This is a genomic window from Mesorhizobium sp. M1348, from assembly GCF_040317925.1.
Taxonomy (GTDB): Bacteria; Pseudomonadota; Alphaproteobacteria; order Rhizobiales; family Rhizobiaceae; genus Mesorhizobium.
Genome location: NZ_JAMYLH010000018.1, coordinates 58133 through 74364, shown reverse-complemented (window position 1 = coordinate 74364; position 16232 = coordinate 58133). Strand labels below are relative to the sequence as shown.

14 protein-coding genes, 1 tRNA gene and 1 pseudogene are annotated in these 16232 nt (G+C 61.2%); 10 read left to right on the top strand and 6 right to left on the bottom strand.

Annotation, left to right across the window (positions count from 1 at the left end; all coding sequences use genetic code 11):
• The first annotated feature begins 14 nt into the window (after positions 1-14).
• The 5 genes from NKH13_RS24825 to NKH13_RS24805 all read left to right on the top strand — a co-directional run bounded on the left by NKH13_RS24825 (position 15) and on the right by NKH13_RS24805 (position 4227).
• Entirely contained in the window at positions 15-1133 is a 1119-nt protein-coding gene (locus NKH13_RS24825; protein ID WP_352719208.1) for a substrate-binding domain-containing protein, read from the top strand.
• A 65-nt stretch (positions 1134-1198) separates the two neighbouring features.
• Positions 1199-2116 (top strand): polysaccharide deacetylase family protein, encoded by a 918-nt coding sequence (locus NKH13_RS24820; RefSeq protein ID WP_352719207.1) that lies wholly within the window; start codon positions 1199-1201, stop codon positions 2114-2116.
• A 69-nt stretch (positions 2117-2185) separates the two neighbouring features.
• Positions 2186-3409 carry an L-2-hydroxyglutarate dehydrogenase gene (lhgD, locus tag NKH13_RS24815; RefSeq protein ID WP_352915017.1) on the top strand — a complete coding sequence of 408 codons (1224 nt, stop codon included), beginning with the start codon at positions 2186-2188 and terminating at the stop codon, positions 3407-3409.
• Complete coding sequence (locus NKH13_RS24810; RefSeq protein WP_352719205.1) at positions 3409-3747, top strand: NIPSNAP family protein; 339 nt, start codon at positions 3409-3411, stop codon at positions 3745-3747. Before lhgD ends, NKH13_RS24810 begins: the two co-directional genes overlap by 1 nt.
• A gap of 264 nt (positions 3748-4011) precedes the next feature.
• Positions 4012-4227 carry a helix-turn-helix domain-containing protein gene (locus NKH13_RS24805; RefSeq protein WP_352719204.1) on the top strand — a complete coding sequence of 72 codons (216 nt, stop codon included), beginning with the start codon at positions 4012-4014 and terminating at the stop codon, positions 4225-4227.
• A 49-nt stretch (positions 4228-4276) separates the two neighbouring features.
• Here the strand turns inward: NKH13_RS24805 and NKH13_RS24800 are convergent, their stop codons facing one another.
• Positions 4277-5941: a DUF8508 domain-containing protein gene (locus NKH13_RS24800; RefSeq protein ID WP_352719203.1), complete on the bottom strand. Its 1665-nt coding sequence runs from the start codon at positions 5939-5941 to the stop codon at positions 4277-4279.
• A gap of 943 nt (positions 5942-6884) precedes the next feature.
• Here NKH13_RS24800 and NKH13_RS24795 point away from each other — a divergent pair.
• The 4 genes and pseudogenes from NKH13_RS24795 to NKH13_RS24780 all read left to right on the top strand — a co-directional run.
• Positions 6885-7049: pseudogene (locus NKH13_RS24795) on the top strand (JAB domain-containing protein); the annotation flags it as partial.
• Positions 7050-7206: 157 nt separating this feature from the next.
• Positions 7207-8085, top strand: a complete 879-nt coding sequence (locus NKH13_RS24790; protein WP_352719202.1) for a type IV toxin-antitoxin system AbiEi family antitoxin domain-containing protein — start codon at positions 7207-7209, stop codon at positions 8083-8085.
• Positions 8075-9499, top strand: a complete 1425-nt coding sequence (locus NKH13_RS24785; protein WP_352719201.1) for a nucleotidyl transferase AbiEii/AbiGii toxin family protein — start codon at positions 8075-8077, stop codon at positions 9497-9499. The genes NKH13_RS24790 and NKH13_RS24785 overlap by 11 nt, the downstream gene beginning before the upstream one ends.
• Positions 9500-9506: 7 nt before the next feature.
• A complete protein-coding gene (locus tag NKH13_RS24780; protein ID WP_352719200.1) occupies positions 9507-9815 on the top strand; it encodes a hypothetical protein in 309 nt (102 codons plus the stop codon).
• A 159-nt stretch (positions 9816-9974) separates the two neighbouring features.
• Here the strand turns inward: NKH13_RS24780 and NKH13_RS24775 are convergent, their stop codons facing one another.
• From NKH13_RS24775 to NKH13_RS24760, 4 genes are read right to left on the bottom strand one after another with little or no spacing between them, the layout of a single operon-like run.
• The gene (locus NKH13_RS24775) at positions 9975-11864 is read right to left on the bottom strand and encodes a RiPP maturation radical SAM C-methyltransferase (RefSeq protein WP_352719199.1); all 1890 of its coding nucleotides are present in this window, start codon (positions 11862-11864) and stop codon (positions 9975-9977) included.
• Positions 11861-13735, bottom strand: coding sequence for an asparagine synthase-related protein (locus NKH13_RS24770; RefSeq protein ID WP_352719198.1), 1875 nt, complete (start codon positions 13733-13735; stop codon positions 11861-11863). Before NKH13_RS24770 ends, NKH13_RS24775 begins: the two co-directional genes overlap by 4 nt.
• A complete protein-coding gene (locus NKH13_RS24765; protein ID WP_352678637.1) occupies positions 13728-14459 on the bottom strand; it encodes a lasso peptide biosynthesis B2 protein in 732 nt (243 codons plus the stop codon). The genes NKH13_RS24770 and NKH13_RS24765 overlap by 8 nt, the downstream gene beginning before the upstream one ends.
• A 15-nt stretch (positions 14460-14474) precedes the next feature.
• Entirely contained in the window at positions 14475-14696 is a 222-nt protein-coding gene (locus NKH13_RS24760; RefSeq protein ID WP_352719197.1) for a hypothetical protein, read from the bottom strand.
• A 524-nt stretch (positions 14697-15220) separates the two neighbouring features.
• On the opposite strand from NKH13_RS24760, the gene NKH13_RS24755 reads away from it, so the two are divergent.
• The gene (locus tag NKH13_RS24755) at positions 15221-15556 is read left to right on the top strand and encodes a hypothetical protein (RefSeq protein WP_352719196.1); all 336 of its coding nucleotides are present in this window, start codon (positions 15221-15223) and stop codon (positions 15554-15556) included.
• 303 nt (positions 15557-15859) lie between these two features.
• Here the strand turns inward: NKH13_RS24755 and NKH13_RS24750 are convergent.
• A tRNA-Arg gene (locus NKH13_RS24750) sits at positions 15860-15962 on the bottom strand.
• Between the last annotated feature and the right edge of the window lie 270 nt (positions 15963-16232).

Here is a 16232-nt window from a genome sequence, read left to right as displayed (position 1 = left end):
CGGAGGAAACTGCAATGACCAGACTGAAGCTCTCACGTCGGCTGATGGCGCTTGCCTTGTCGACGGCCATATTCGCTCCCGTGGCCGTGATGGCGCAGGATGCCGGCGTCGAGGCCGCGAAGGCCATCGTCGCCGACGCCGCGAAGTCGAACGCGCCGTGGACCGGCCCGACCACCGGCCCGGCCGCTCAGAAAGACAAGTTCATCGTCTACGTCTCCGCCGACCAGCGCAACGGCGGCATGCGTGGCGTCGGCCTCGGTGTCGAAGAGGCGGCCGGCGCGCTCGGTTGGCAGGTTCGTACCCTCGACGGGCAGGGCACGGTTTCGGGCCGTTCGTCGGCTCTGCAGCAGGCCATCGCGTTGCAGCCGCAGGGCATTGTGCTCGGCGGCATCGACGCCAAGGAGCAGGCCGAATTGCTGAAGCAGATCTCGGCTGCCGGCATCAAGATCGTCGGCTGGCATTCGACCGCGACCCCCGGGCCGGCTGACGAGTTCACCCTGTTCGCCAACATCACCACGGAAGCGACCAATGTCGCCAAGGCAGCGGCGTCCTACGCCGTCGCGCAGTCGGACGGCAAGGCCGGCGTCGTCATCTTCACCGACTCGGTCTACGCGATCGCCATCGCCAAGTCCGACGCCATGGCCGAAGTGATCAAGGCCTGCGGCGGCTGCAAGCTCCTGTCGGTCGAGGACACCCCGCTGGCGGAAGCGAGCACGCGCATGCCGCAGCTCACCACGTCGCTGCTGCAGCGCTTCGGCGCCGACTGGACCTACTCGCTGAGCATCAACGACCTGACCTTCGACTTCATGTCGGCGTCGCTGCAGTCGGCTGGCATCGCTCAGGACAGCATCCCGCAGAATATCTCTGCCGGCGACGGCAGCGAAGCGGCTTTCCAGCGCATCCGTGACAATTTCTACCAAGCCGCGACGGTGGCGGAGCCGCTGAACTTGCATGGCTGGGAAGTTGTCGACGAGATCAACCGCGCGCTGGCCGGCGAGAAGTGGTCGGGCTTCGTGGCGCCGGTGCACCTGGTCACCAAGGATAATATCGGCTCCGACGGTGGTCCGAAGAACACCTACGATCCCGATAACGGTTACCGCGACGCCTACAAGAAGATCTGGGGCATCCAGTAACAGTCTTTCTTTGCGAGAGGGGGTGAACGCCGCCTCTCGCGCTTGCAGCAAGCATGGAGACAAAAATGTCCAACACCTTTTGGCCGGATGGAATCCGTCTGGTTATCTCGATTTCGATGCAAATGGAGGCCGGGGGCGAAGCCCCGTACGGGCCGGGTGGACCGTTCTCCGGCTTTATCGACATGGATCCGGCCTATCCGGATTTCCCGACCAAGTCGTGGTACAAGTACGGCTATCGGGAAGGCATCCAGCGCATGCTTGACCTGTGGGACAAGTACGGCATCAAGGTCACGTCCCACATGGTGGGATCGGCTGTCGACCGCGCGCCCGAAGTCGCCAAGGAAATCGTCGACCGCGGCCATGAGGCGGCGGCGCACGGGCGCGACTGGGTCCAGCAGTACGATCTCGACTACGAGGCCGAGAAGAAGTTCATCCAGGACAATATCGACAGCGTGAAGCGCGCGACCGGCAAGACGCCGATCGGCTACAATGGCGCGGCCATGCGCGGCACCATCAACACGCTCAAAATCCTGCAGGAACTGGGCTTCAAGTACTTCATCGACGACGTGAGCCGCGACGAGCCGTTCCTGATCAAGGTTCGCGACCGCGACATGGCGATCGTGCCCTATTCGCTGAACCTCAACGACATCATCCAGTTCGAGGCCTACCGGTTCTCGACGCAGGCCTTCGAGCTTCAGCTCAAGGACGAGTTCGACCAGCTTTACGAGGAGGCCGCAGGCCGTCGCCGTATGATGGCGATCTCGACACATGACCGCATCCAGGGCCGGCCCTATCGCGTCCGTTCCCTCGGGCGCTTTCTGGAATACGCGGCCAAGCATCCCGGCGTGGCCTTCCTGCGCAAGGACGCAATTGCCGACATCATCTATTCTGACCCCAACCCGCTGCGTGACATCAACGAGCACGATGCGTGGGCGGAGTGGGAACGCAAGAACGGCAAGCAGAAGATCAAGCCCATCGCCTGACGACCTCCCAGACTGCCGGTGGCGCGCTCCTGTGCGTCACCGGCGCTTTTTTTTGAAATGAGCCGGAGCATGAACAAATACGATCTTGCCTTCATCGGCGGCGGCATCGTCGGTGTTGCAACCGCGTTGGAGATGACGCGGCGCTATCCCGGCATGACGGTGGTACTTCTCGAGAAAGAGCCCGAGCTGGCCCAGCATCAGACCGGGCGCAACAGCGGCGTGATTCATGCAGGCGTCTATTACCAGCCCGACAGCCTGAAGGCGCGATTCTGTAAGGCGGGTGTGGATGCCACGATCGGGTTCTGCCGCGATCACGGGCTCGCCTACGAGCAGTGTGGCAAGTTGCTTGTGGCCACCGATGCCATGGAACTTGAGCGGATGAACGCTCTGGAAGAGCGGTGCAAACAGAACGGCATCGCAATCGAGCGTCTTGACGCCACGGAGCTGAAGCGCCGCGAGCCGCGCATCGCCGGTGTCGGCGCCTTGTTCACGCCCACCACCGGCATCGTCGACTATGGCGCGATCACCCGCCGCCTGGCCGAACTCTTTGGCGAGGCCGGTGGCGAAGTGCGTCGCTCCTTCGAGGTCGATCATCTGCGCGAAGTCGCAAACGGCGTCGAGGTCGGCGCCAAGGACACCATCATTCACGCCAAGAATGTTATCGTCTGCGCCGGCGTCATGGCCGATCGGCTGGCCCGGCTGTGCGGCATGGCTGTCGATTTCCAGATTGTGCCGTTCCGCGGCGAGTACTACCGGCTGAGGAAGGACAAGGACGATATCGTCAGGCATCTGATTTACCCGATCCCCGATCCGGCGCTACCCTTCCTGGGCGTGCACCTGACAAGGATGATAGGCGGTTACGTCACCGTCGGCCCCAACGCTGTGCTGGCGCTGGCGCGCAATGGTTATGCCCGCACCGACATCAGCCCCGGCGATCTGGCCGAAATGTTACGCTTCTCGGGTTTCCGGCGTCTGATCGTGGCGAATATGAAGTCAGGCCTGACCGAGATGCGCAATTCCTTCTACCGCCGCGGCTATCTAGAGCTCTGCCGCAAATACTGCCCCGAGCTAGAATTGTCCGACTTGACGCCTTATCGCCCGGGCATACGGGCCCAGGCTGTGATGGCTGATGGCACCATGATACACGACTTCCTCATCCGGCAGACCGCACGCACCATTCACGTCTGCAACGCGCCTTCGCCGGCGGCCACTTCGGCGATGCCGATCGCAAACCACATCGCCGAGCAGGCAACGGTCGCGTTTGACCTGCCGGCGCCTGGAGCTAAAGCCTGATGCTGTTCGACCTGCGCACCTATCGTGTACGACCGGGAACGCTTGCCGGTCAGCTCGAGCATTACGAGCGCAACGGCCATCCGACGCAAAGTCGCTATCTCGGCGAACCGATGTTCTATGGCACCGTCGAGACCGGCGACGTGAACTCCTACGTGCATATCTGGCGATATGAAGACGCAGCCGACCGGGAAAGGCGGCGGGCCGCGCTGTATAAGGATCCGGCCTGGCTAGCCTATCGCACCCGCAGCGCCGAGCTTGGCTATCAAACCGAGCAGACCAACATGCTATTGAAACCGGCAGGGTTCTGGTTTCCTATACCCTATCCGTCCAAACCATAATGAGCGCAGTTGCGCGTTAAGCCTGAGCCGACGCGACCGAGCCTCACGGCTTTCGATTTTGGTCAGCAGGCCATCCGATTTCTATCCGGCCATATCCGTTGTGACTACTCCCCTCCTCCGAGCCTTCCATTTCTCGTGCAGAGACCTCAGTCATAGCCTTGCGACTGTATGATCAATGGTTCGGGAGCGTGCCCGAGCCTGCTCGCAGGCAGCGGTTGGGATGCCACCAGCGGTGCAGCCTCCGGCGAACATTTGGAGGCCCCGATGAAATATCTGACGGTTGAGGAAGTCTCGGAACGCTACCGCGGTAGCATCTCTGTTGGGACGCTGAGAAACTGGCGAGCCATGAGGATCGGCCCGGCCTACGTCAAAATCGGAAAAGCGGTACTGTATCCGATCGAGGAACTTGAGAGGTGGGACAACAAAAATATCGTGGTGTGCCGTGCATCGAAGCAACTCACGATGGACGCGAGTGAGTGAGCGCGATGATCACGCAGGAGCACACAGAATGGCCCCCAAACACGGGCGGCTAGTTGAGCGTCAAGACGACCGGATTGTGGTCGCTCGTTTGGTCACGGAAGTCGGCATTGAGGTTCAGGTAGGTGATCGAGGTGACGTCGCTCGACGACAGGCTACCGCCCACGACTATGTGGTCGATAGCCTCCCGCAGGCCGTGGAACTGCGACGAGAAGGTGTAGTTCTCGCCCCGGCTGTCCGGGAGCATAGTAAGGCCAAGGCTGCCCGCCTCGAAGGGAGCAAGCGTGGCGGCCTCTGTGACATCGTTGAAGTCGCCGAGGATAATAATCCGGGGCGGGTTCGTGCCAAAACGTGACTCCAACTCAGCGACGATGGCTTTCGCCTGCGCGCGTCGCCCTGCCGACGACTGCGGCACGGGATCTTCCGCATTCGAGTAGAGCCCCTGGTCCCCGACCTTCGAGCTCAGGTGGACATTTAGCAAGACGTAGGGCGTCCCGTTCACTGTGAGTGTCGCCAGCAGCGGCTTTCTCGACTGATAGAACGGATTTACATCCTCCTCACACCGGTCGGCTGTGTCGAACAGGCGCTCGACTGCCCCGACCACAACGCCAGCCCCGCTCTTGACGAGATAGACGTTGCGGATGTTGCCACCAGGCTGACCACCATCGGCATTGGGCACCAGTGGATCGAGCGCAACAATCTCGTAAGCAGGGCCATTAGCGGCCCCGATCGCGGCAATTAGCTTCGCGAGGGTGGCACCCGCGGTGACCGTCATCGTGACACCAACACCATCGTCGTCCTGGACTTCTTGCAGGGCAAGGATATCCGGCGCGCCGAGCGATCCCACGATCTGCTCAGCAATGCCAGCGAAGCGCGACGGCGGGTCATTCGCGTCGAGATTCTCGGCATTGAACGTCGCGATGCGCAAACCCTGCACGGGGGCGGGCGGCGCTTCGGGCGCGGCAGGCTGTGTTAGGGATGCCGGATCGATGACGTGGTCGAGTGCCACCATGTACTCGCCATTTTCGTAGGTGACGACGCCCGTGAGGTCGCCAAGGCGCGTTCCAGGATCGACGACGATCGTTGGTTGAGTCGCCGGCAAGCGAACGCGCATGATTTCAGGAAAGACGTGGCCGGGGATACTGATAGGCAGGCCGTCGACGGTCAGTTCGCCTGGCTGCAGGTTCGCGCGTGCAGCGACATAGACGATCTTGTTGTCCCGCGCGGACACGGCCAACGCATCATCGATACTGACGCGCATGCCCTCGAGGGATTCAAAGTAGTCACGGGGATGATTTGCCGGATCGAACGGCGTGTTCGGAATGTCAGCAAAAGCGATGGAGGCCGTTGCCCCCGGCGGCATGAGCGGCACCGGCGCGGGAACGGCAGCGGTGCCGTTTACGGTCATCGCCGTGACATTGGTAAGTTCGGTAATCGTGAGGTAAGACTTTCGGTCTTCGTTTGGGATGGTCGACGTTTCAATCGTCCCGCAGGCAACCACGGTGCGGTTGGGCGGAAAGCCTTCGGTGAAGGGCTGGAATTCGACGGGGCGTCCCGTCACCGTGACGAGGCTCCCGACGTCATGGGCTGGGAAGCCCGCGACGTTGCGCAGGAAGACATAGAGGCCATCCGAGGTGGCTGGATCGTTGTCGGGTGCCGTGGACTGAAGGAAGAAACCGTCGCCGAACAGCTCTGTCACCGCGCCTGATACGGTCAAAACCCCTCCGCCTGCGACGGGGGATCTGTGGTCAGCGCCCTGTACCGCGGACACCGGCGTTTCCTGAGCCACCGCCATTGTCGAGACAAGAAACGCAGCTGTTGTGGCACCAGCAATGGCTAAACCGAGAGAACGTAGACGGAAATACATTCTCGACCCCTCGCGAAATTCAGTCCAGCGACGCCACGATATTGTTGCTAGCGACGAAACGCAATCTGCCGTTGAATTACTACGGTCTTGTGACCGATGATCTATGTCGCGGCGGCAAGCGCCGGCTGGGGCGCGAGACTACGGCAGCGTAGCTTCGGCAGGAATAACGAAGATTGAGCGCCTAGCCATCCCAGTTTGGGGCGCGTTGTCGAGTTCTTTAGCCAAATTGCGTTCAGGCTCGCCGATGCGGGAGCCGTGCCGAAGTGTCTTAGCGAAGGGTCGCAACCAGTGAGCATCGCCGCCGATCGGTGGCCGGGCTGTCGTAAACCGAGCCCGCATCCGGTCTCGGCCGGGCGGCTTCCATCCCTGATGCAGCATGCGGACCACCGCGGACGGGGACAGTCGGTCCCGCGTCCCGTCCTGCGGCTGGCGCTATGCTGACGCTCCTACGGCTGTCCCGTTCACCGTCCGCGGCGGAGGCGAATTTCCTCCATCCCGCGCGCGACAATCGTCCGCTGTTGCGGACGCACGCAGGGTTGCGGTTTATACGCCGTTCTTTCCTTAGAGCGCCGGCAGTCGCCGGCGCGGAGATCAGCCGTTCCTAGGTGCGTTGGCCAGCAAGATGAGCGTTCGGAATCCATGGTTGATCGGGACGTCGGAGTACTGAGCAACTGCAATCATGCCGGCACGTGGAATATCACAGGCGGTCACTCAATACATGTCCCATTAACGGCACCAACGTTCTAAGAATGAATCACAAGTATTTGAAAAATAGCATGATTATTGTCGCAGTGTTGTGATGCATCATCGGTCGGGCGACCCGACGCCATCGCGGGCCGACATCGAGATGACGAGGGAGATCATCGACGCGGCCAAGCGGCTGGGCATCGCCGTGCATGACCACATCATCATCGGGCGCAAGGGAAACGCCAGCATGAAGGGCCTGATGCTGATCTGACCGCGAATGTCTGCATCGCCGCGACCGCGCGCCGCGTGCCGTGCCTTCCGCCCGTCGGGCCATACTCGGCTGACGCCTGCCCTCAAGCGCCGAAGGCTGCCTGTCGGTATATTATGGTAACGATTTTTCCGTTTTTTCGCGAATTTTTGCGCTTACAGTGTTCGGCAGTTACTTTGCGTCGCAATTGTGGTATACTGAGAATGTCGAAATTCGCCTATTAGCTGAAAAACAGCATCAACAGTGTACTATGAAACAGCCTAAGCTGACAGCCGTCATACGAGCCGCTGGCGATGTCATTCACATCGACGACGCCGCGCGCGTGCTCGCCGTTTCCCGGGACAAGGCAGCCAAAACCCTGTCAGCATGGGCTGCGCAGGGTTGGCTGCAGCGGGTCGGCAGCGGTCTATATGCCCCTGTTTCTCTGGACATGCGCGGCAGCGATCAGGCTGTAGCAGATGCGTGGCTTTTGGTTCCGTCGCTGTTCGGGCCCGGTTACATTGGGGGCCGCACAGCCGCCGAATATTGGGATCTGACCGAGCAGCTTTTCCGCGACATTGTTGTCTACACCGCGCGTCCCATACGCGAACGCTCGAAGGAAAGCGGCGGCGCGCTGTTCACGCTGCGTCAAATCCCCGAGGCCCGGATATTCGGCACAAAGGCTGTCTGGCGCGGCCACACGAAAGTCAGCGTCTCCGACGTTGACCGCACCATGCTGGACATGTTGGACGATCCGGCAAGCGGCGGCGGTATTCAGCATGTGACGGAATGTCTTGATCGATACCTGCGCAAGGACGAGAGCAAGCCGGATCAGTTGATCATCTATGCCGATCAGCTTGCCAACGGCGCTGTATTCAAAAGGCTGGGTTTCCTGGCGGAGCGACATCCGCTCGGGGGGGCGCTGGTGCTCGCATGCAGATCTCGCCTGACGAAGGGCTACGCCAAACTCGACCCTGCGCTGACCTGCGAACGCGTCGTGACACGGTGGAAGCTTCGGGTTCCGTCAGACTGGATCGGAGTGTCCGGCGATGATCAGTAAGGCCGAGATTCTGGAGACGGCGGCCAAGGTCGGCCTGCGGCCGGACGTCGTCGAAAAGGATTATGTCCTTGGCTGGACGCTCGCGGGGATCTCTGCTCACGACGAACTGCGGGAGAAATGGGTCTTCAAAGGCGGGACGTGCCTTAAGAAATGTTACTTCGAGACCTATCGCTTTTCGGAGGATCTCGATTTTACTCTGGCGGATGCGGCGCACCTTGACGAGGCATTCCTCAAACGGGTTTTCGCCGAGATCGGCGAGTGGGTCTACGAGCGGTCGGGCCTCGAAATGCCAACCGAAGGGCAGAGCTTCGATCTTTTCAAGAATCCGCGCGGCAACGTCTCGTGCCAGGGCAAGCTCAGCTACAAGGGGCCGGTCTCTCCAAACGTCGCCGTGATCCGCCTGCCCCGCATCAAGCTCGATCTGACAGCCGACGAGCGGATCGTCCTGCCGCCCGTCAGGGTGCCCTTGTTTCACGCGTATAGCGACGCGCAGGAAGCCAGCTTTGAGGTGTTGGCCTACAGCTACGAGGAGGCCTTCGGCGAGAAGGTACGGGCCCTCGCCGAGCGAACGAGGCCGCGCGATCTCTATGACGTCGTGAACCTGTTCCGGAACAGCGAGGCGCGCCCACAGGCGGCCGCGCTCCTCGACGTCCTGCGCCAGAAATGTGAATTCAAGGGCATTGCCGTTCCGAAGCTGGAAGACCTTGCGGCCCACCGCGACGGACTCGAAGGCGGCTGGGAGAACATGCTGGCGCATCAATTGCCCGCGCTGCCGCCAGTCGCCGATTTCTGGGACGTCCTGCCTGACTTCTTTGCCTGGCTCGCCGGGGGCGAGGCGCCCATCGTGCTGCCGGCGTACGCGCTGGCCGCGGGCGAGTCTGTCATTCACGGGCGCACGTTCGGGCTGGATATTCCGAACGCAGCGCAGACGCATCTTGAGATCATCCGGTTTGCCGGCGGAAACAGGCTACGCGTCCTCCTTGAATATCAAGGCACGACGAGGCGCATTGAGCCCTATTCCCTGCGTCGCACGAGCGAGGGGAACATAGTCCTCCATGCCTTCAATCTCGACAAGAACGAGCACCGCAGCTACCGGGTGGACCGGATCACCGGAGCGCGCGCGACGAGCGAAACGTTCGTGCCGCGCTACGCAGTGGAACTTACACCGTCAGGTCCGGTAAGCATTCCGCCCGCCCGTGGCGGCGGGGCGTTCGGGGGCATCACCGTCAACCGCCCTCAGCCCGTCAGGGCGCGGGCCCGCGCGTCGAGTGGCCCGACATATGTCTATCAGTGCCCTGTCTGTCAGAAAAAATTCCGTCGTCAGACGCGCGACAGTTCCCTGAAACCGCACCAGTCGCCTGCCGGCTACGCCTGCAGCGGGCGCACCGGCTATCTGATGGATACGCAGTATTGAGTTCGTAATGACCGAGCCATCTCCGCCGCAGAACAAAAAGCAAATGACTGACCCTCGAATTTCCGGCGACCCGGCAATCCTGCGAGCAGCCGTGGCACAAGCGCATGACCGGCGGCTGTCACGCGAAGCAGCCTTGCGTGAGAAGCTGAAGGCTTCGGCGGTGCCGCTCCCGCCCGAACTGTTCGAGGAAGTCGCGAAGGTCAGTGGCCTTGAGATTGATGAGGTAATGACGGACCACGATGCCCGGGACCGATCCGATCTTAGATTTAAGATCGGAGACGAGAGAGGCGCCATGGTGTTCAACCGCGCACCTTGATACCCGAGCGAGACGATCACGGTGTCGAGCGGACTGCCGGCTTCTCAATCGCGACGTAGCCGGCTGAGATCATGCCGTAGGCCCAAAAGGGCCGAGTTTGTTTTGCGGGCTAATGGCCTCTGAGCAACCAAGACGGCCAGAAGTCTTAGTAAAGCCGGATTATCTCGAGGCGCTTTCAGCACAGAGGCCAGCCTCCATTATTTCCGGCTGACGATGTGGCAAGGCGAGGGTGAGGAACAAGTCGTTTTCTTGGATCATCAGTTCGGCGTCAACCAGGCCCGATAGACCGTCCAAGATGGCGCTAGCCGATGAAGCCGGCAGACGCTTGCGTAACCGCGCTGCGCTCTCGGGCCGCTCACTGCACCACGTATGTAGCTCGGCTGCGAGACCTTCGAGCAAATGCTCACGCGCCTTGCGGCCGAAGCGTCGGTCGTACACGATCACACGATCTGCCGCCTCGGCCCAAAACACTAGGCTCGATCCGCCGCGACGCCACGCTTTCTGCCATCGGCAGACCCAACGCTGCATCGCCGCGTGCGATTCGTCTGGTAACGTCGCCGGTGCGTCCCAATCAAAAAAATATGCAATGCGATCTAAATCGCAGGAAGCAGGATATACGTACGCGTAGCTCGCCTCCGGCCGTACGCGGCATGCAGGGTCGGCTCGCGCCACTTGGTAAAGCGGACTGAACCGTTCGAGCCAGATGCGACTCGCACCGATAGGCGGTTGAAGATGGCCGAGCCGCCTGAGGATCTCAAATTGTGCGTCGTAGTCCTTCTGCCGTTCTTCCGGAAAGCCGAATAGAATGTTCCAACTCACATCAAGTCCATAGTAGCGGGCCCAGCGCAGTGCGTTGACGTTGTCGATGCCCCGCACGCCCTTGCGCATTAGTTTCAGCACCGCAGAGCTCAGTGACTCAATGCCGGGCTGGATTGACGTTACGCCAGCAGCAAGCAGCCGTGCGATGTCCGTCCGGTCGAGGTTTGACTTCACCTCGTAGAACAAATCGTATGGCGCGCCGGCCTCGGCTAGAGCCGCGAGCACTGAATCAAAGTAGCGGTGATCGAGAATGTTGTCGGTAGCCTCGAAGCGCAACGCGCCGAATTCCCGCGAATAGTGCGCTAGCTCGGCCAGGATGCGGTCCGCCGACTTGCTGCGAAAGCCCATGGACTGACCATTGAGGCCGCAGAAAGTGCAATGGTGGCGCTGCCCCCACCAGCAGCCGCGCGAACTTTCAAAAGGCAGCGCCGGCCGCACCGTTTCAAGCGGCGGCTCAGTAACCAGCGTGCGGGCGCGCGCGATGTAGTCGCTGAAATCGGCAAGCGGCACCTGGTCTAGGTTGGAGACGAAACCACGGCCAGCCTGTTGCACCGCGCGGCCTCGCAGTCGGCCCAGCACACCCGGCACCGAGAGCGGGTCGCCCCCATCAGCTAGCGCTGCAAGGAAACGTGGGAACGCTTCGTCAGCCTCGCCAGCAATGGCGAAATCGATCCAATGGATTGCTTCAAGCCATGCCAGCCCCATGTCGCCGTCGAAATTCGCGCCGCCGAAAACGATGATCGCTCCTGGATGGGCTTCCTTGATCCGCCGGGCAAGTGCGAACGAAGCCGTGTTCTGCTGGAAGGTGGATGAGAAGCCGACAACGTCGAAGCGTGTCCAGTCCACTACCGCCATTAGACGGTCGAGATAAGCTGGCACTGCAACGTCGCGCAGACGCGCAAGCTCGGCGGTTGGCATGCCGATCTCGGTGGCGACGTCGGCGAGTTCCGCGCGAAACTCGTGGATAAAGCGGTCGCCTGCCAACGGCGCTTGGTCACGGAAGGCGGCAGCCGCGAATAGCCATTCGCCAAGCAGGATCCCGCGATGCTCGGCTAGCGTTTCGTATTGTTCGAGGCCGAGTTGACAGGCGAAATCGATATTGAGATGGAACCCGTCGACCTCGAAGCCCGCCTTCCGCGCCGCCGCCTTTAACAGCCCAACCTGCAGCGATGGGCCGATCGAGGCGAAAGGCATGGTCACAAGCGCGACGGTGGTCGTCGACGTTCTCATGGCAGCGCCTTGGCAGGCAATCGCGCCGCAGCGCGTGGTCGCGTCAGAGACGGCCCGTCACGAAGTACGATCGGCCGCGCCAACCACGCCTGGTGATGCGTCATCCAGACGACCACCGAAAGTGAAACGACCAACCGATCGAGACTGGACACGTTCTTCACGGCCCCGAGGCTAGCGCGTTGCAGTGCCAACAATAGCGCCTCGACATCAAAGATCTCCTGGCACGCGCTGTCGAGACCGACCACTAACTCGCGCAGCCGGCCCTCCTCGCGCGCCAGTGCCGCGAACACGTATTCATTGAAGTGGCCTGTGTCGGCCCGTTCGAGGATGGCCTCGGGCAGCAACTCGGCGAAGCCCTGGCGAATTATGGGCTTGGAGACTCGCGGATCGGCCGCCATGCGCCACTGGATGCCCAGCCCTAGCCCAGCAACGCGCGGATCGAGGAAGGGATGGGCTTCATGGATGCCCCTGGGCGCCGCCATGTACCACCGACTGAGATCACCCTGGCGGCATTCCATGCCGTACAGAGCCAACGACAGCGCCGGTGAGCGATGGCTACGGTAGATGCGGCGGACTACCGCGCGACCGCGACCAACCAAGTCGTGGCGCCGCGCGAACTCCGGCCTGATCCAGGAGGGAACGCGCGCGCGCGGCTCCTCGCCCAAGCCAGCCACTAACGATACTGGCAGTAATTGGGCGACGCCGTAGGTGGATAGCAGCGACCACATGTTGACCCCGGTGGAGTCGGCCCAGTCGCGCGCGGTGCTCCAGGCCTCGCTCAGGCGCAGGCCGCGCAGGGCGTCGGCGATTGAGTAAGGCTCCATATCGATCTGCTCGTCGGCGCCCAGCCCGGTGAGGATAGTCGTTGCGCCGGCCGCTGCTGCCGCCTCGACCATTGCCAGCTCGGCGCGCGACCAGAACAACGCCGGCCAGGGCTCGTCATGCGCTGGATAGGAAACGTAGGCCCCGAAGCCGTCGGCCGCAATCGGGTGGGGTATCAAGTCGGGATGAGCATGTAGGACAGCATCGATAAACGGCCTCTCGTAGCGCAGCGTAGCGAGCTTGTCGAAGACCAGCGATAGCGTGTGGATCGGCGGACCCCCGATCTGGCGCTGGCGGCGCTGGCTGAGCAGCGTAATCGTGGTCGAGTCGAAACCGCCCGATAGATGGCAGGCGGTTTCACCCTGAACCCGTTCGCTAACAGCCGCCGACAATAGCGCGGCAAAGTGCTCGGAGACCTCTTGCGGCTCGTCAGGGACTGGCTCGACAATGTGGTCGAGCCAGTCGCGGCGAGCCGTGGCGACCTTTCCATTGTCGCACTCGATTCGCACCCTGGCCCCTGCGCGGACCCGCGTCACTCCGCGGTAAGCGCACCTATCGCTGTGCGCTTCCTCGAAAACGCCTCCTGGCGCCATAATCATGTCGGCGAGATACTCGTCGTCAACCTCCGCACAGGGCAGCATCTGCACGACGCCAGCGACCGTCGAGCTGAAAACCAGCCCGGCCGGTGTGTCCGCCCAGTACAGAGGATAGCCACCGAAGGGGTCGCGGGCTGCAAGTACGATGTCGGCGCGGCGGTCGTAGATGATCAAACAAAAATCGCCCTCGATTTCGCCTAAGCCGCGCTCACTGGTTTCGCTATAAACGGCGGCCACGAGGCGCGCAGGATCTGCGTTGACCAGGCGCGAAACTGTTGATGCCGGCAGACGGCGCATGAGAGCTTGGCGGTAGTATATGCGCCCAAGGACAAGGACGACGGTCTCTGTGTCCGCATAGCAATTCAGGAGGCTTGTAGCGGCCCCCAGTTCCGTGCGGACTGACTCGTCGCCGACAACGAGGCGGAAGGCGGGGCTGCCTTCAGCCTCAATCATAGCGCCGAACCTCGCGGTAGGAGCGGCAGCGCTCGACACTGTCAGACACAATGCGGCCGTCACGCACGCACCAACAATGGCCGGCTAGAGGGCTCAGGCTGACCCCCAGCACCAGTGAGGATGGCGAGCCCGTCCACGCCGCTAGCACCCAGCAGCAAAACGCGATTTCCTTGCAGTCCGGCCGCATCGGGTGGCGGGCCGCGATCGTAGTCACCGAAACCTCCAACGTATTGATGTCGCGGCTAAGAAATGCCGTGCTCGCTACGCCATGTCGATGCCAGGCATCTATAGCTTGAGCCCAGCTCAGCCGTCTGAACGACAGACGCGCTAGGCTGAGCAATAGCCAGATTGTCAGGTCGAGTGGCAGCCGGCTGTGCCGCAAGCCACCAACCAAGCCGCTGACCAGTCCTGCGAGTCCACGAGCCCAAACTGTGCGCCGGGACTCAGTCCCGCTCAGCAGGCGATGCGTGCGCATCAACTCGACCAGCGCCCGGAAATCCTCGGCGACCTCTACTTCGCTCAGGCGATAGTGCCGCGCAATGCTTGTTACCGCGTGGCGCGGACCATCGCGCACGGCCAAGTCGACCAGCTCCATGGCAGTGCGATTGACGGCTATGAAGTCGCCATCGAGATCGAGCAGGCGTCCGCTGCCATCGGCGGCCAGAATAACGATCACGCTGTCTTTTAGACGGAAATCGATGGCATCGGTCTCGAGCAAGGCCATCGAGACCGTCCAGCGTTACTTCTTCTTCACTGGGGCCTTAGTTTTGGTCTTCGCCTCAGGTTTCTTAGGCGCCTTGGAACTCGACTTGCCGACACTCGCTACGACCTTTTTCTTAAGGTTGATCGAGTCGGTGGCGCCCCCCTCGGGTTTGGCGTTGATAAGGCTCGCTGCGCTTTCCACACGGAAAGCCACAGGCTTCGTGTACCTTGGCGTATCCGTTGAGTCAGTACCAGTCATGATCAACTCCCCCATTCCCGCTTCAAAAGCGGCTCATTTACCGGCGTTCTGCTACGATTACAAAGTAACATCGGCTTCAGTAACTGCAAGGTTTATTTCCGCTGCTAGGGCTCACGGCCCTAGCCACCACGCCGCAGGGCATAGGCAAAGGCCGAAGCCAAAATTCTTGTTATCCCAAACATACAGGTGCAGTATGCTGCTCGATCCTTCTGAAACGATAGCACTGACATTTTGCAGGCGGTCGTCAAACCAGTCGCCGTGGCGTGTGACGTTTGATCGCTTCGAAAGACAAAATTAGGCGCGAGCAATGGTGAGGAGAACGCAATATGGCTAGCCTAACGTTAGATGTCGGCCAAGGGATCGAGGTAACGAGCGCAGATGTGCTCCGGATCCGGCGATACATTCCAATACTTGATCACTCAGAGCCGGACGGTACTCCTAGTCACCGCCCAATGGCTGGCAGGAACAGCCGCGTTGATTGGACTGAATTGGATTTTGTGCAAGAGCAACCGGCGGATGCTGCGATGCTGGTCACCAAGGAAAATGACAAGATCGTGCAATTCACTATGCTGGATGACAACCCGATTTGGCTCAATGCCGGCGCGGCGGCCGGGCCATATCACGGTGCCAAGTTTGATCTACCGCCCAAAGCCAATGCTGCGGTGTTGATTGGGAACAAGGTTCAATACGTGAAAGAGACGCCCCAGCAGGTTGCGACAATCATTAAGGCGAAGGGTGGCAAAGTGCTCCCTCTCGATAGAACGATGTTCGAGACAGCCGTGAAAGAAATCGAGTCGTGGGTGTCTGAACCAGAGATCTGGGATGCCGACCTTTACGAAACGGGTGCTCCTGGCACATGATCTGAAAAATAGGGCGCACCGCCGCGTGGGCGATATCCGCCGCGAGGGTAAGGTTTCCGCAGCCCATCCACGACCACGAGACATGTGACGCAGAGTAGGTAGAATGGCGGAGACAGCCGCACAATGCTGGGCTCGTATTGAACTCCTCATCCCTCCCGGCCGCGCGTGCGCCATGCCGCTACATGGCTCGAAGGAGTGTCCGTTCCTCCAAAACCGGCTGAAAAACCGGCTGAATTCTCAAAATTAAGCCGGTGCCGCAGTCGGCTTACTGCAAAAATCACTAACGAGTTCAATTGGATGGAATGGCGCGCCCGAAGAGATTCGAACTCCTGACCCCCAGATTCGTAGTTTGGAGGCTTGGCGCACCCGCCGCGATTAGACCGCGGAGCCTTCGCCTTCGGAGCGCGGCAGCTTCAGGCACCCCTGCCCTATTGCCCAAGCCTTAAGAAGCAATCTCTCCGACACCTAGCAGGCCTCATCCCCTGTCGCGCCTTGGCGTCTTGCCACGAACTCAGGCGGTCGCGGGGCCAAAGGCGGCTACGACCTCGTTAATCGTCGGTTGCCAGCATGCCCTGGCGCACCTCTTCGCCGAAACAGAAACGAAAGAAAGGGGAAAACTTGCGTGCACCGCGTGTGCACGTCGCAATCTAACTACTTGTTTTTTATAACCTATCTG

Coding starts and splice junctions, on each gene's coding strand:
- NKH13_RS24825 (WP_352719208.1), top strand. CDS start 15: ATGACCAGACTGAAGCTCTCACGTCGGCTGATGGCGCTTGCCTTGTCG.
- NKH13_RS24820 (WP_352719207.1), top strand. CDS start 1,199: ATGTCCAACACCTTTTGGCCGGATGGAATCCGTCTGGTTATCTCGATT.
- lhgD (WP_352915017.1), top strand. CDS start 2,186: ATGAACAAATACGATCTTGCCTTCATCGGCGGCGGCATCGTCGGTGTT.
- NKH13_RS24810 (WP_352719205.1), top strand. CDS start 3,409: ATGCTGTTCGACCTGCGCACCTATCGTGTACGACCGGGAACGCTTGCC.
- NKH13_RS24805 (WP_352719204.1), top strand. CDS start 4,012: ATGAAATATCTGACGGTTGAGGAAGTCTCGGAACGCTACCGCGGTAGC.
- NKH13_RS24785 (WP_352719201.1), top strand. CDS start 8,075: ATGATCAGTAAGGCCGAGATTCTGGAGACGGCGGCCAAGGTCGGCCTG.
- NKH13_RS24780 (WP_352719200.1), top strand. CDS start 9,507: ATGACCGAGCCATCTCCGCCGCAGAACAAAAAGCAAATGACTGACCCT.
- NKH13_RS24775 (WP_352719199.1), bottom strand. CDS start 11,864: ATGAGAACGTCGACGACCACCGTCGCGCTTGTGACCATGCCTTTCGCC.
- NKH13_RS24770 (WP_352719198.1), bottom strand. CDS start 13,735: ATGATTGAGGCTGAAGGCAGCCCCGCCTTCCGCCTCGTTGTCGGCGAC.
- NKH13_RS24765 (WP_352678637.1), bottom strand. CDS start 14,459: ATGGCCTTGCTCGAGACCGATGCCATCGATTTCCGTCTAAAAGACAGC.
- NKH13_RS24760 (WP_352719197.1), bottom strand. CDS start 14,696: ATGACTGGTACTGACTCAACGGATACGCCAAGGTACACGAAGCCTGTG.
- NKH13_RS24755 (WP_352719196.1), top strand. CDS start 15,221: ATGCTGGTCACCAAGGAAAATGACAAGATCGTGCAATTCACTATGCTG.